The sequence below is a fragment of the uncultured Allobosea sp. genome (genome assembly GCF_945957345.1).
Lineage (GTDB): Bacteria > Pseudomonadota > Alphaproteobacteria > Rhizobiales > Beijerinckiaceae > Allobosea.
Genome location: NZ_CAMFKW010000044.1, coordinates 30,942 through 44,908 on the forward strand (window position 1 = coordinate 30,942; position 13,967 = coordinate 44,908).

Here is a 13,967-nt window from a genome sequence, read left to right on the forward strand (position 1 = left end):
CGGCCGCGTCCGTGCGTCCGCGCCGGTTGGCGTTTTCGACGCGGCGCGCCATAACCTCGGCAGAGGTTGTTATCGAGGAGCGCGCCCGTGCCTGTCATCGAGAGCAAGGTCGATCTGAATTCGACCGAGACGCGCGCCAATGCCGAAGCCTGGGCCGACCTGCGCGACGAACTCCAGCAGCACCGCGCCACCGCCGCGCTCGGCGGCAACGCCAAGTCCCGAGAGCGTCATACCGCCCGCGGCAAGCTTTTGCCCCGCGAGCGCGTGCTGCGCCTGACCGATCCGGGCTCGGCCTTTCTCGAGATCGGCTCGCTCGCCGCTTTCGGCATGTACGAGGGCGATGTCCATGCCGCCGGCATGATCGCCGGCATCGGCCGCGTCGCCGGCCGGGAATGCATGATCGTCTGCAACGACGCGACGATCAAAGGCGGCACCTACTACCCGATGACGGTGAAGAAGCATCTGCGGGCGCAAGAGATCGCGCGCGAGAACCGATTGCCCTGCATCTATTTGGTCGATTCGGGCGGCGCCAACCTGCCGCACCAGACCGAGGTCTTCCCCGATCGCGAGCATTTCGGCCGCATCTTCTACAACCAGGCGACGCTCTCGGCCGAAGGCATCCCGCAGGTCGCGGTGGTGATGGGCTCGTGCACGGCCGGCGGCGCCTATGTGCCTGCTATGTCGGACGAGACTGTGATTGTCAGGAAGCAGGGCACCATCTTCCTCGGCGGCCCACCGCTGGTGAAGGCTGCGACCGGCGAGGTCGTCTCGGCCGAGGATTTGGGCGGCGCCGATGTCCATGCGCGGCTCTCGGGCGTCGCCGATCACTATGCCGGCGACGATACCCATGCGCTAGCGATCGCCCGGCGCATCGCCGGCAATCTCAACAGCGTGAAGCGCCCGGATATCGACATCGCCGAGCCGGTCGAGCCGCTCTACGATCCGGCCGAGCTCGAAGCGGTCGTCCCGACCGATCTCAAGAAGCAGTACGACATCCGCGAGGTGATCGCGCGCCTCGTCGACGGCTCGGAATTCGACGAGTTCAAGAAGCTCTACGGCACGACTTTGGTGACGGGCTTCGCCCGCATCCACGGCATCCCGGTCGGGATCATCGCCAATAACGGCATCCTGTTCTCGGAAAGCGCGGTCAAGGGCGCGCATTTCATTGAGCTCTGCTGCCAGCGGCGCATCCCGCTGCTCTTTCTGCAGAACATCACCGGCTTCATGGTCGGCCGCGATGTCGAGACGCGCGGCATCGCCAAGGACGGCGCGAAGCTCGTCACTGCGGTCGCCTCGGCGCGGGTGCCGAAGATCACGGTGCTGGTCGGCGGCTCGTTCGGCGCCGGCAATTACGGCATGTGCGGCCGGGCCTATTCGCCGCGCTTCCTGTTCACCTGGCCAAACAGCCGCATCTCGGTGATGGGCGGCGAGCAAGCGGCGAGCGTGCTTGCGACCGTGCGCCGCGACAATATCGAGGTCGAAGGCAAGAGCTGGCCGGCAGCCGAGGAGGAGGCCTTCAAGGCGCCGATCCGCAGCAAGTATGAGGAAGAAGGTTCGCCCTATTTCGCCACGGCTCGGCTCTGGGACGACGGCATCATCCTGCCCTCCGAGACGCGCCGCGTGCTGGCGCTGGCATTCTCGGCGACGCTGAATGCGGAGGTGCCGGAGACGAAGTTCGGTGTGTTCCGGATGTGATGGTGTTCGATTAATAGAGCAACAGCGGGCCTAACATGCGTCTAGTTGGAGGCGGTCTATTGGTTTCTGCGGGGTAACATGCCAGCGGTATCTGAAAATCAATTTGATTCTTTAGATGATCTTTTTCGTCAGATTATAAAAATAACAAAAGATTGGGATTCTGTATGGTACAGGGGGGTGAGGTCAGCTAATTTTAGTTTAGTTCCGAAGGTCCTTCGTAGCAGTAACTATAATGAAAATATCGTCTCCGTCGAATTTCGGCGCCGAATGCGCGTCGAGTTTCCGAGTATGAAAACAGATTTTGATTGGCTGTGTGCGATGCAGCATTTTGGAGTTCCGACCCGCTTGTTGGATTGGTCAGAATCCCTGTTTCCAGCTTTGTATTTTGCAACGATGCCGCTATCAAAGAAGCTCAATAGTTCAACGATCTGGGTTCTTAATCCGTTTGCGCTGGTAGAATTGGTTAGGTGTGGCGAGGGCGTTATCCCGACGCAAGACAATGATATAATATTGAATTATTCAGGGTATTCATTTGATAATGGACAAAAAAAGGGCGTTGGTAAATTTCCATCGCCGGTTGTTCCTGATTTTATATTTAGCCGACTAAAGGCTCAGAATTCTTGTTTTACAATCCATGGGTCTGACAATCGGCCGCTGGAGGCGCAGCTTGCTGATATGGATATCGATGATCCAATATTATATAAATTTACATGTAAGAATAGATTTATTTCCTCATTGGCGTTGAGCGTAAATTTGCTTTGTGGCGATCCAAGTATTCTTTTTCCTGATATTGAGGGTTTTCATAAGTGGTTGGGTCCTGATAGTTCCTAGAATCACTGTTGGCCAGTCCCAGATGGCTTCACCCCAGCGCGAACGCCTCATGCACGGCGCTCTGGACGCCGCCGCCCATGACCGGGCCGCCGCCGGCAACATGGATCGCATCGCCGACGAGCGCGGCACCCAGCCCATGGCGGGGTGTCAGCATCGGCGCGTATTGCTCCCAGCCGTCGCTCGCCGGGTCATAGGCCTCCATCTGGCCGAAGACGCGATTGGTGCCTTCCCCGCCCATCACGAAGACCTTGCCGCGATAAAGCACCGCGCCATGGCCTGAGCGGCCTGTCGGCGCCGGCGTGCGCATCGTCCATTTGTCGGCGGCCGGATCGTAGGAATGGTGCAGGTTCGAGTTGGTGTGGAAGGAATCGACGCGCCCGCCGATGACATGGATCAGCGGGCCGATGGCGAGCGTGCCGGTGTGATCGCGGGCGGTCGGCAGGGGCCTGCGCTCGCTCCAGCGATCGGATTTCGGGTCGTAGACCAGATGCCAGTCGATCGAGCGCTTGGTCTCGGTGGTCTCGCCGATCGCCCTGCCAATGACGTGCAGGACACCGCCGAGCCCTACGACGGCCGCCGAGCCGGCAGCGCGGGGCAGGGCGGAGATCTCGGCCCAGCGATCCGTCTTCGGGTCGTTGACGAAGCAGCGCGGATGCGGCTTGCGGTTCTGCTCGAGGAAGCCGCTGATGGCGTAGAGCTTGCCGTCGAGGAAGGCGACGCCGACATGGTTCGCGCCTTGTGGGAGCGGAGCGCCATCCTGCCATGTGTCGGCCTTGGGATCGTAGACATGGTGATAGGCGCGGTCGGTGCGCTGCTCGCCATAGCCGCCGACGACATGCATCCTGTCCTCGAAGGCCGTCGCCCAGGCCATTTCCGAGCGCGGCAGCGGCAAGGGCGCCTTGGCGCTCCAGCGGCCGGGCGTGGCGGCTTTCGGTGCAGGCGAATCGAAGACGTTCTGTGTCGCCGCGAGCGGCGGCTTCCCGATCCGGCCCGGCTGGCTCAGGCGCTCATATTGCGGGCCGTGATGCTCATGGCCCTGCTGCTGGGCGAGCGCCGGGCCGGCGAGCGCGGCGGCACCGGCCGCAAGCAGGTGGCGGCGGTTCAGGCTGGTCATCGCGTCGTCCTGCCGACTACAACGATAGGACAGCGTTGGCGGGCGGCAAGCGCATGGAACTCCACCCGCCTCATGGTTCCCCTGGGCGGTTTCGCCCGTTATGGTCGGGTGCCATCTCAAACGATTTAGGCCTAGGGAAATACGAGGAAATGCATGTCTGGGCATAACAAGGTCGCGATCATCACCGGCGCCGGCTCGGGCGTGGGACGCTCGGTCGCCATCGCTTTCCTGAAGGACGGCTATCGCACCGTGCTGGCCGGCCGCCGCGCCGATGCGCTGGAGGAGACGATCGCGCTCTCCGGCGTCGACAAGGGCCGAGCACTCGCGGTGCCGACGGACGTCACCGACAAGGCCTCGGTCGAGAACCTCTTCGCCAGGACGAAGGAAGCCTTCGGCCGGGTCGACGTGCTCTTCAACAATGCCGGCGTGAACGCGCCGGGCGGCGTGCTGCTGGAGGACCTCTCGCTGGAGGATTGGCAGAAGGTGGTCGACACCAACCTGACCGGGCCGTTCCTCTGCACGCAAGCCGCTTTCAAGGCGATGAAGGAGCAGCAGCCGCAAGGCGGGCGCATCATCAATAACGGCTCGATCTCGGCCCACGCGCCGCGGCCGAATTCCGTCGCCTATACCGCGACGAAGCACGCGATCTCGGGCCTGACCAAGACGGCGGCGCTCGACGGGCGCAAATACGACATCGCCGTCGGCCAGGTCGATATCGGCAATGCGCTGACCGAGATGGCGCGCAAGATGACGACCGGCGTGCCGCAGGCTGATGGCTCGATCAAGGTCGAGGCGGTGATGGATGTCGAGCATGTCGCGACGACCGTGCTGCACATGGCCGGCCTGCCGCCCGAGGCGAACGTGCTGTTCGTCACGGTGATGGCGACCAAGGCCCCGCTCGTCGGGCGTGGGTGACGAACACTCTTTCCGGTCGCTGTCCCCTTGCCGTCATCCCGGGCGGAGCGCAGCGTAGACCGGGATCCATTCCGGGACGGCTCTGGCATGGATCCCGAATCGGCGCCGCTGATGCGGCTTGTCCGGGATGACAGGGGTGAGGGTGGCCGCAGCGGCGCAAGACGTAGGTAGTCGGGACAAGCTTGACCATGACGATGGCGGAGGAGGCTCGGCTCCGAATCCCGCCATTGCCCGCGCTTATACGCTCACTATCTGGGGCATCGCGCTCGGCATCCTGATCCAGGCGGTGGCGACCGTCGCCTGGGCGCTCGCCGTCGGCAATGCACAGCTCTTCAAGGACGGTGTCGACTGGGTCTATGACGTGGCGCTCTACGGCATCGCGGCGATCGTCTTCGGCCGCGAGGCGCGGATCGAGCGTCTCGCCGCAATCGCGATCGGCGCCGTCATGGCGGTCGCCGGATTGCACACGCTCTACGACCTCTGGGACAAGATCGCCCGGCCGCGGCCGATCGAGATCTGGACGCTGGGCTTTGCGGCGGCGAGCGCCATCGTCATCGCCTTCCTCGTCGTCGCCGCGCTCTGGCGGTTCCGGCGTGAGGGCAATCCGGTCATCAAGGCGACCTGGCTGTCGAGCCGCAACGATACGATCTCGACGACCGGTTTCGCGCTGGTCGGGCTTGCTGCCCGTGTCGCGCCGGCGCGCTGGCCGGAATATCTGTTCGACCTCGTCGTCGCCGGCATCTGTTTCCAGGCGACATGGGCGATCTGGCGCTCGTTGTGGCGAAGCGTGGGTTCGGAAGCGTCCCAACCCGGTTTGCGCAACAAGGCGCAGACAGATGCCACGGGCGGGCTATAAAGGCGGCACGTCTCCTGAGGATGCCGCCGCCATGACGATCGCCGCCAAGCTACCCTCCATCCTGATCGCCAATCGCGGCGAGATCGCCTGCCGCGTGATCCGCACTGCCAGGCGGCTGGGATTGCGCACCATCGCCGTCTATTCGGATGCCGATGCCGAGGCGCTGTTCGTGCAGATGGCGGACGAGGCCTACCATATCGGCCCGGCCCCGGCCCGCGAGAGCTATCTCGACGCAGCCAAGATCCTCGCCGTGGCGAAAGAGGCGGGCGCGGCCTGCATCCATCCGGGCTACGGCTTCCTCTCGGAGAATGCCGATTTCGCCGATGCCTGCGCTGCGGCCGGAATCGTCTTCGTCGGCCCGCCGGCCTCGGCCATTCGGGCGATGGGCCTGAAGGATGCCGCCAAGGCGCTGGTCGAGAAGGCCAGCGTGCCGGTGGTGCCGGGTTATCATGGTGCCGAGCAGGGCGCCGATTTCCTTCGCTCGGAAGCGCGGCGCATCGGCTATCCCGTGCTGATCAAGGCGGTCGCCGGCGGCGGCGGCAAGGGCATGAAGAAGGTCGACCGGCCCGAAGATTTCGACGATGCGCTGACCAGTGCCCAGCGCGAGGGCCAGAACGCCTTCGGCGATGCGCGCGTGCTGGTCGAGAAATATGTGCTCTCGCCGCGCCATGTCGAAATCCAAGTGTTCGGCGATAGCCACGGCAATGTCGTCCATCTCTACGAGCGCGACTGCTCGCTCCAGCGCCGCCACCAGAAGGTGATCGAGGAGGCTCCCGCGCCGGGCATGAGCGCGGAAGTTCGCGCCGCCATGGGAAAGGCTGCGACCGAGGCCGCCAGGGCCGTGGGCTATGTCGGGGCCGGCACGGTCGAGTTCATCGCCGACGGGCGCGATGGGCTGAAGGCTGACGGCTTCTGGTTCATGGAGATGAACACCCGCCTCCAGGTCGAGCATCCCGTGACGGAGGCGATCACGGGTCTCGATCTCGTCGAATTGCAGTTGAAGGTCGCGGCGGGCGAGCCGCTCGGTTTCACGCAGGCCGATGTCTCGGCTGCGGGCCACGCCGTCGAGGCGCGGCTTTATGCCGAGGACCCGGAGAAGGGCTTCCTGCCTTCGACCGGCAAGCTCTGGGCGCTGCAATTCCCGGAAGGCGAGGGCATCCGTATCGATACCGGCGTCGAGGCCGGCGATACGGTGACGCCGTTCTACGATCCGATGATCGCCAAGGTGATCGCCCATGGCGCAACGCGGGACGAAGCACTCGACCGGCTCGGCGCGGCATTGGGCGAGACGGTGGTTGCCGGCCCGCGCACCAATCTCGCCTTCCTGAAGAAGTTGACCGAGGCGGAAGGCTTCCGCAGGGGGCCGTTCGATACCGGCTTCATCGACCGCAATATCAGCGCGCTCGGCGCGGAGCCGCAGCCGCTCGATGCTGCGGCCGTCGCGGCGGCGGCCCTGCAGCTCGAGGAGGAGCGGCAGGCGGCGGGCATGATCGCGGCTGCGGGCCGGGCGGAGGGCGAGGCGCGTTCACCCTGGCTCGATCCCGACGCTTTCTCGCTGATGCCACGCCAGCCGCTGGGCCTGCCGCTTATGGTCGATGGCGAACGCATCGAGGCGCGGATCGAATGGCATGGCGAGGATGCGCGCGTCAGCCTGCCCGGCCATGAGATCGGCGAGGGCGAGCATGAGATCGCGCTGGCCGAGGGCGAGGGCGGGACATGGCTTGCGCTGCATCGCGGCCGGCAGACGGCGGTCGCGCTGTTCGATCCGTTCAGCGTCGATCTCGATGCGGCGGCGGGCTCAGGCGGCGTCATCAAGGCGCCGATGCATGGCAAGCTCGTTGCGCTCTTCGTCGCGCCCGGCGAGGCCGTGACCAAGGGCCAGCGCCTCGCCATCGTCGAGGCGATGAAGATGGAGCACGTGCTGACCGCTCCCCGCGACGGCACGGTCAGCGAGGTCGTGGGCGAGCCTGGCGCGCAGGTGGCCGAGGGCGCGAAGGTGGTCGTGCTGGGGGAATAGGCGAGTCAGCGGAGTCGCTTGCGGGCGACTGCTGAGGTTTTGATTCAAGCTGGTTTCGTCATGGTCGGGCTTGTCCCGACCATCCACGCCTTCACTGATCGAAGGTCGTGTTCAAGACGTGGATGCTCGCCACAAGGGCGAGCATGACGGCGCTAAGCGCCCAGTGCCGTAGCAGCCTTTGCCAGAATCGTCAGGTTGACCTCTGCCAGCGGGTCGTTGTCCTCAAGGAACCAGGCTGCCGAAAGACCGCACCAGGCGATGATCCAGCGCAGCAGGCGCCGCCGTTCCAGCGCCGATTTTGCCAGCACGATCTCCAGCCGACGTTCGAAGGCTCCGGGCGCGACGGCGACCGGCGGCTCGGGGTCGGCGAGATCGGGATCGCAGAACAGGATCGTGTATTCGAAGGCGCGGTCGCCGATCACCGCTTTCGGGTCGATCGCGAGCCAGCCGCGTTCCTCGAAATCGAGGACGTTGTCGTGATGCAGGTCGGCATGGAGCGGCAGGATTTCCCGCTGGGTGGGCAGGAGCGCGTTTGCCTCCGCTGCGGCGCGAGCGAGCAGACCGCCGTGCTTTGCGGCTGCTGGAAAGAGGTCCTTGAACCAGGTTTCCAGCCGGATTAGCCCGGTTGGGGAAGGACCACGCGGTTTCTGCAAGGCTGAGATGGCGTCGCAGAGGATGGCGGTGGCTTCATCATCACCTTTGGCACCACTGCGCGCCATGGCTGCGAGCGAGTGTTGGCCGGTGGCGCGTTCGATCAGCATCGCCTCTCCATTCTCGCTGCGGGCGAGCAAGCGGGCGGCGCCGTCACCATTCCAGTATTCCAACGGCAGGTAGCCGCGCCGCTCGTCCTCGACCTCGGGCAGCTTGAGCATCGCAGGTTCGCTGCCTTGCAGGACGGGCAGCAGGTGGCTGGCATGGGTCCTGATCGGCTCGCCGTCCGGTACGAGATCCCAACGGATCAGCCAGGGCTCGAAAACCCGCGCGGGGGTGTCGTTCATCCGCGGCCGATGATCGGGAACTGCTCGGCTTCGTAGATCTGGCCGGAGACCGGGGCGCTGTCATCCGAGAGCCAAAAGGCAGTGTGCGCGGCGATCTCCTCTGGCTGCATGATGCGGCCGGTCGGGGCATGGCGGAGCGGGACATGGTTCTGCCAGCCGGGCTTCTGACCCTCGCGCTGCTGGGTCGCGTCCTCGTTGGCGGTCCAGGTCCAGCCGACATTGAGCTGGTTGGCGCGGATGTGCTCTGGACCGAGCGTGTTGGCGAGGTTGCGCGTCATCGTCATCAGCGCGCCCTTGGACATCGAATAGACCGTCAGGTTCGAGAGGCCGCAATAGGCGTTGATCGAGCCGACCGTGACGATGGCTCCGGGCGATTTCTGGACACGGAAGGCGCGGATCGCCGCTTCCGCGCAGAGCAGAGGCGCGCGGGTGTTGATCGCGAACATGTGGTCGAAGAAGGCGGCGGTGGTCTCGGTCAGGATGCCGCGTGGGTAGATGCCGGCATTGTTGACGAGCCCGTCGATGCGGCCGAAGGCGGCGAGCGTGGCATCGACGATGGCCTGGGCGGTCGCAGGATCGGCGAGGTCCCCGGTCGCTCCGGCCGTCGCGTTGCCGAGCTTCGCCACTGCCGCGTCGACCTCGGCTGCGTCGCGGCCGTGGATCAGCACCTTGGCGCCCTCGGCAATGAGGCGCTCGGCCATCGCACAGCCGATGCCGGTGGAGGAGCCGGTGACGAGGATGGCCTTGCCTGCAAGTCCGCGCATGATGGAGCGTCCGTAGCCTGTCGAGGAAAAGAGCATGATGGTGAAGCGTATCGTGGCGAACATGCTAACCGCCGAGCCCGGGCTGGCCAAACCCTTCTACGGCGACATTCTTGGCATGCACCCCGTCATGGATCATGGCTGGATCCAGACCTTTGCGGCCGATGGCGATCCGGCCGGCCCGCAATTGAGCTTCGCCAGCGAGGGTGGCTCGGGCACGCCGGTGCCGGACCTGTCGATCGAGGTCGAGGATTTCGACGCTGTCTTGCGGAAGGTCGAAGCCGCCGGGCTCGCTATCGAATACGGCCCGGCCGACGAGCCCTGGGGCGTCAGGCGTTTCTTCCTGCGCGACCCGTTCGGCCGGCTGGTCAACGTGCTGTCACATCGAGGCTGACGCCGGGCTGTGGAGAAGCGCGGTGGAGACTGGTCCGGCGGCTGGCGCAGGCCTATTTTAAAGCCATGTCCCTTCATCTGCTCAAGCTCTGCGTCGGCGCCGAATCGATCAGCGATCTCGAGGAATGGATCGCCGAGCGCCAGGCGCAGCGGCGCGCCTGCGGCGAGCCGGCAGAGCAACTGCACACCACGCGCATGGTGCCGAAGAAGATCGAGGAGATACTAGACGGCGGCTCGCTCTACTGGGTGATCAAGGGTCAGATTTCCGCACGCCAGCGCTTGACGGATATCCGCCCCTTCACCGATGGCGAGGGCATCGGCCGCTGCCATCTGGTGATGGAGCCGATCGTGGTGCCGGTCGAGCCGCGCCCGTTCCGACCCTTCCAGGGCTGGCGCTATCTGCAGGTCAAGGACGCTCCGCGCGATCTCTCCGAGCATGGCGGCGATATCGGCGAGATGCCGGAAGAGCTGCGGCGGGAGCTGGCGGGGCTCGGGCTGCTCTAGGCAGCTTAGACCGGGATATTGTCGAGCAAACGCGTGCTGCCGATGCGGGCGGCGAGGATCAGCCGGACCGGGCCGTCTGCCAGCGAGGCGACCGGCGCCAGCGTTTCGGCATGGCGCGCTTCGAGATAATCGAGCTCGAAGCCGGCGGTGATGATCTCGTTCTGGGCATCGGCGACGGCCTTGAACAGGTCGTCGCGGTTGCGGATGCGGATGGCGAGATTCTGCATCACGCGGTGGAGCAGGGGTGCCAGCGCCCGGTGCTCGGCCGAGAGGTAGCGGTTGCGCGAGGACATGGCGAGGCCGTCCGCCTCGCGGATCGTGGCCAACGGGACGATGCGGATGCCGAGATCGAGATCGGCGGCCATGCGGGTCACGACCTTGAGCTGCTGATAGTCCTTCTCTCCGAAGATCGCGAGATCGGCGCGGGACTGCGTGAAGAGCTTGCAGCAGATCGTCGCGACACCCTCGAAATGAGTCGGGCGGAAGCGGTCCTCCAGCCCGACGGCGGCCGGACCGAGCAGCAGCACGCGCGTCGCGAAGCCGGCCGGGTACATCTCCTCGACCGAGGGGAAAAAGACTGCATCGGCTCCTGCCGCGACGAGCTTGGCGCAATCGTCGTCGAAGGTGCGCGGGTATTTCTTGAAATCCTCATGCGGGGCGAACTGGGTCGGGTTGACGAAGATCGTCACGATCACGCGCTTCGCATGGCGCTGGCCTTCGCTGACCAGCGCGACATGGCCCTCGTGCAGCGCGCCCATGGTCGGCACCAACGCGACCTTCTCGCCGGCGGCACGCCAGCCGGCAACGGCCTGGCGCAGCGCGGCGACCGTCTCGAAAACCGTGATCCCAGCCACTGGCGCGTCCTCCGTTGAGCGCACGGGTAGCAAATGCCGGCGCCATGGCCAATATCAGGGCCAGGGTATGATTCAGGCGGATCGAAGGGGTCGATGAGCGAGAGGAAGGACCGGGCCGTCGACAAGGCGGGAGCGACCGCGCCGGTGACGCATTCGCAGCCGGGTGAGATTGATCGCTTTCTCGGTGCGGCGAAGCAGCTTGCGCCCTTGGTGACGGGACAGGCGGGGCGGTTGGTCTTCGCGCTCGATGCCACGATGAGCCGCCAACCGACCTGGGACCTGGCCTGCTCGCTGCAGGCGCGGATGTTCGACGTTGCCACGCAAAGCGGCAGCCTTGCCGTGCAACTCGTCTATTTCAGGGGCATCGGCGAGTGCCGCGCGTCGGGCTGGGTCGGCGAGCCCGCGCGCCTGATCGGGCTGAGGCGCCGCATCGCCTGCGAGGGCGGACAGACCCAGATCGCGCGCGTGCTGCGTCATGTCCGTGACGAGGCAAAGGCGGTGCCGGTCAGGGCCTTCGTCTTCGTAGGCGATGCGATGGAGGAGGATGTCGATGCGCTTGCCAGTCTTGCCGGCGAGCTCGGCCTGCGCGGGATCCGCGGTTTCGTTTTCCAGGAGGGACATGATCCCGCGGCGAGCGCGGCCTTCGCGACGATCGCGCGGCTGACCGGCGGTGCCCATGCCCGGTTCGACGTGAATGCGCCGGCTTCGCTGCTCGATTTGTTGCGTGGTGCGGCGGCCTATGCCGCCGGCGGACGCGAGGCGATGCTGCGGCTGGCGGGCTCGACGCCTGCGGTGAAGGGGCTGATCGCTGCGATGGACGGAGGCAAGCGGTGAGCCTGCTCTACGGCATTGCCGTACTCATCCTGGTCTGGTGGCTGGCGAAGCTCTTCACCGGGGCCAACCCGAAGTTTCTGGCGCGGGTGGCGAAGACGGTCGGTGGCGTGGGCTCGCTCGGCGTCGCCGCCCTGCTGATGCTGCGCGGCCGGATGGACATGGCCGTCTTCCTCGGCGGCCTCGGCGCCTGGCTGCTCGGCTGGAGCGCGACCGGGCCGGGCGGCATCCGTTTTCCCTGGGCTGATCGCTCAAGCCCGACGCCGGGCGCAACCTCGAAGGTGAAGTCGGCGTTGCTGGAGATGGAACTCGACCACGACAGCGGCGCGATGGCAGGCCGCGTCACGGCCGGTCCCTATGCGGGGCAGGCGCTCGATAGCCTGAGCATGAGCGACCTTGCCGCGCTGATGCGCGATTGCCTTACGCGGGATCCGGACGGGGCGCGCCTGCTAGAGGCATATCTCGACCGCCGGTCGCCCGGCTGGCGTGAAGACGCTCAGCGTGATGGCGACGCGGGGCAGCGCGGCGCGCCGGGCGCGGGCGCGATGACGCAACAGGAGGCCTACGATATCCTGGGGCTTCAATCGGGGGCGGGCGAGGAGGCGATCCGCGAAGCCCACCGGGCCCTGATGAAGCGCATCCACCCGGATGCCGGGGGCACCAGCGGCCTTGCCGCTCGCGTCAACCAGGCCAAGGACGTCCTTCTGAAGCAGCGCTAGCGAAGGGGTCGGGGAGTGGGTCTGCGACATGTCGTGAACTCCTTTCCCTGAGCCTTGGTCAGCTGCGCGTGGCGAAGCAGGAGAAGCCGCCGCGCTTCAGTTGGGTGCAGGCGTTCTGCGCGTCCTTCGAGTCGTCGAAGCCGACGAAACGGGCCCGGAAGAGGGTGGAGCCGCCCTTGGCGACCTTCTCGGTGAAGGGCGAAGCGCTGGCGAGCGTGCCGGCAGCCTTGGCCCGGGCACGGGCTAGGATTTCCTTGGCCTTGCCCTCGTCGTCGGTGGCGCCGAGCTGGATCACCCATTTGCCGGAGGCGATGACCGCGGCCTGGTGCGACATGGCCGGGGCCGGCTCGGGAGCCTGCACCTTGGCCGGGGCGGCCTCGGCCTTGCGGGCGACCGGGACGGCGGGGATTTCGGCCTTGGCTTCTGCGACCTTCACCGGCTCCGCCGCGGGCTCCGGAGCCTTGGCGATCGAGGAGGTGACGTCGACATTCGCCGGCGGGCGCAGGACCTTGGCATCGGCCGGCTGGGCGCCGATCGACCAGCGCATGGCCGACGGCGTGGTCGTCGCGGTGACCGGGCGCATGCCGGAGATCTGGAGCGGCTGGCCACCGGCGACGGCGACCGGGCGCGGCGGCGCGATCGGCGTGGTGGTCGGCATCGGGGCATAGGCGCGGGCGGCGGCCGGGAGCGGCTGCTGCTCCTCAACCTGCTGCTGATGGCGCGGACGCGGCACCGGGATCGGCGCCGGCTCGGCTGCAGCCGCCTGCTGGATCGAACGCGGACGCTCCTCCGGCTCCGGGGCTTCGGCGACCATCACCGAGGCGCGGCCGCTGGTCGAGGCGCGCGGCAGATTGGCGAGGACGAGATCGGTCATGATCTTGTCGCGCGAGGCGCCGGAACGGCCGCCGAGCACGACGGAGACGACATGCCGGCCTTCGGAGCGGGCCGAGGTCATCAGGTTGAAGCCCGAGGCGCGGGTGTAGCCGGTCTTGATGCCATCGACGCCCTCGACCTTGCCGAGCAGGCGGTTATGGCCGCGGATCGTGCGGCTGCCGTACTGGAAGGCCCGCGTCGAGAAGAGCGGGTAGTATTTCGGGAAACGCTCCTGGATGGCGCGGGCCAAAATGGTGAGGTCGCGCGCGGTCGTCAGGTTCGGCGGAGAATGCGGCAGGCCGTGCGGATTGTAGAAGCGGGTCGAGCTCATGCCGAGCGAGCGCGCCTTGCGCGTCATCTGGTCGGCGAAAGCCTCCTCGGAGCCGGCGATATTCTCGGCGACGACGACGGAGGAGTCGTTGGCCGACAACGTGATCATGCTCTTGATGGCGTCCTCGACCGCGATGGTCGAACCGGCGCGCAGGCCGAGCTTGGTCGGCGGCTGGGAGGCCGCATAAGATGAGACCTTGAGCTCGGAATCCATCGAGAACCGGCCGCGCTCCATCTGCTCGAACAGCATGTAGAGCGTCATGACCTTGGTCAGCG

At 66.1% G+C, this 13,967-nt stretch carries 14 protein-coding genes; 9 read left to right on the forward strand and 5 right to left on the reverse strand.

What is annotated here, in order from left to right:
- Positions 1-87 precede the first annotated feature (87 nt).
- Together Q0Q36_RS19350 and Q0Q36_RS19355 are read left to right on the forward strand one after the other, a co-directional pair.
- Complete coding sequence (locus Q0Q36_RS19350) at positions 88-1,695, forward strand: carboxyl transferase domain-containing protein (protein ID WP_293800505.1); 1,608 nt, start codon at positions 88-90, stop codon at positions 1,693-1,695.
- Positions 1,696-1,773: 78 nt separating this feature from the next.
- Complete coding sequence (locus tag Q0Q36_RS19355; protein ID WP_293800507.1) at positions 1,774-2,526, forward strand: FRG domain-containing protein; 753 nt, start codon at positions 1,774-1,776, stop codon at positions 2,524-2,526.
- A 28-nt stretch (positions 2,527-2,554) separates the two neighbouring features.
- On the opposite strand, the gene Q0Q36_RS19360 is transcribed toward Q0Q36_RS19355, so the two are convergent.
- Entirely contained in the window at positions 2,555-3,640 is a 1,086-nt protein-coding gene (locus Q0Q36_RS19360; RefSeq protein WP_293800509.1) for a kelch repeat-containing protein, read from the reverse strand.
- A gap of 153 nt (positions 3,641-3,793) precedes the next feature.
- On the opposite strand from Q0Q36_RS19360, the gene Q0Q36_RS19365 reads away from it, so the two are divergent.
- The 3 genes from Q0Q36_RS19365 (at position 3,794) to Q0Q36_RS19375 (ending at position 7,428) form a co-directional block, all read left to right on the forward strand.
- Positions 3,794-4,555 carry an SDR family oxidoreductase gene (locus tag Q0Q36_RS19365; RefSeq protein WP_293800511.1) on the forward strand — a complete coding sequence of 254 codons (762 nt, stop codon included), beginning with the start codon at positions 3,794-3,796 and terminating at the stop codon, positions 4,553-4,555.
- Positions 4,556-4,691: 136 nt separating this feature from the next.
- Positions 4,692-5,411 (forward strand): cation transporter, encoded by a 720-nt coding sequence (locus tag Q0Q36_RS19370; RefSeq protein ID WP_293800513.1) that lies wholly within the window; start codon positions 4,692-4,694, stop codon positions 5,409-5,411.
- A gap of 31 nt (positions 5,412-5,442) precedes the next feature.
- Positions 5,443-7,428, forward strand: coding sequence for a biotin carboxylase N-terminal domain-containing protein (locus Q0Q36_RS19375; protein ID WP_293800515.1), 1,986 nt, complete (start codon positions 5,443-5,445; stop codon positions 7,426-7,428).
- 152 nt (positions 7,429-7,580) lie between these two features.
- Here the strand turns inward: Q0Q36_RS19375 and Q0Q36_RS19380 are convergent, their stop codons facing one another.
- Complete coding sequence (locus tag Q0Q36_RS19380) at positions 7,581-8,426, reverse strand: aminoglycoside phosphotransferase family protein (protein ID WP_293800517.1); 846 nt, start codon at positions 8,424-8,426, stop codon at positions 7,581-7,583.
- The gene (locus Q0Q36_RS19385) at positions 8,423-9,190 is read right to left on the reverse strand and encodes an SDR family oxidoreductase (protein WP_293800519.1); all 768 of its coding nucleotides are present in this window, start codon (positions 9,188-9,190) and stop codon (positions 8,423-8,425) included. The genes Q0Q36_RS19380 and Q0Q36_RS19385 overlap by 4 nt, the downstream gene beginning before the upstream one ends.
- Before the next feature lie 34 nt (positions 9,191-9,224).
- On the opposite strand from Q0Q36_RS19385, the gene Q0Q36_RS19390 reads away from it, so the two are divergent.
- The gene (locus Q0Q36_RS19390; protein ID WP_293800521.1) at positions 9,225-9,581 is read left to right on the forward strand and encodes a VOC family protein; all 357 of its coding nucleotides are present in this window, start codon (positions 9,225-9,227) and stop codon (positions 9,579-9,581) included.
- A gap of 65 nt (positions 9,582-9,646) precedes the next feature.
- A complete protein-coding gene (locus Q0Q36_RS19395) occupies positions 9,647-10,084 on the forward strand; it encodes a DUF1489 family protein (protein WP_293800523.1) in 438 nt (145 codons plus the stop codon).
- A gap of 5 nt (positions 10,085-10,089) precedes the next feature.
- On the opposite strand, the gene panC is transcribed toward Q0Q36_RS19395, so the two are convergent.
- Positions 10,090-10,938: a pantoate--beta-alanine ligase gene (gene panC / locus Q0Q36_RS19400; RefSeq protein WP_293800525.1), complete on the reverse strand. Its 849-nt coding sequence runs from the start codon at positions 10,936-10,938 to the stop codon at positions 10,090-10,092.
- A 93-nt stretch (positions 10,939-11,031) separates the two neighbouring features.
- Between panC and Q0Q36_RS19405 the strand changes: the two genes are divergently transcribed.
- A complete protein-coding gene (locus tag Q0Q36_RS19405; RefSeq protein ID WP_293800527.1) occupies positions 11,032-11,772 on the forward strand; it encodes a VWA domain-containing protein in 741 nt (246 codons plus the stop codon).
- Positions 11,769-12,488 carry a DnaJ domain-containing protein gene (locus Q0Q36_RS19410; RefSeq protein ID WP_293800529.1) on the forward strand — a complete coding sequence of 240 codons (720 nt, stop codon included), beginning with the start codon at positions 11,769-11,771 and terminating at the stop codon, positions 12,486-12,488. The genes Q0Q36_RS19405 and Q0Q36_RS19410 overlap by 4 nt, the downstream gene beginning before the upstream one ends.
- A gap of 58 nt (positions 12,489-12,546) precedes the next feature.
- Here Q0Q36_RS19410 and Q0Q36_RS19415 read toward each other — a convergent pair.
- A partial coding sequence (locus Q0Q36_RS19415; RefSeq protein WP_293800531.1) for an SPOR domain-containing protein occupies positions 12,547-13,967 on the reverse strand: 1,421 nt, incomplete at its 5' end.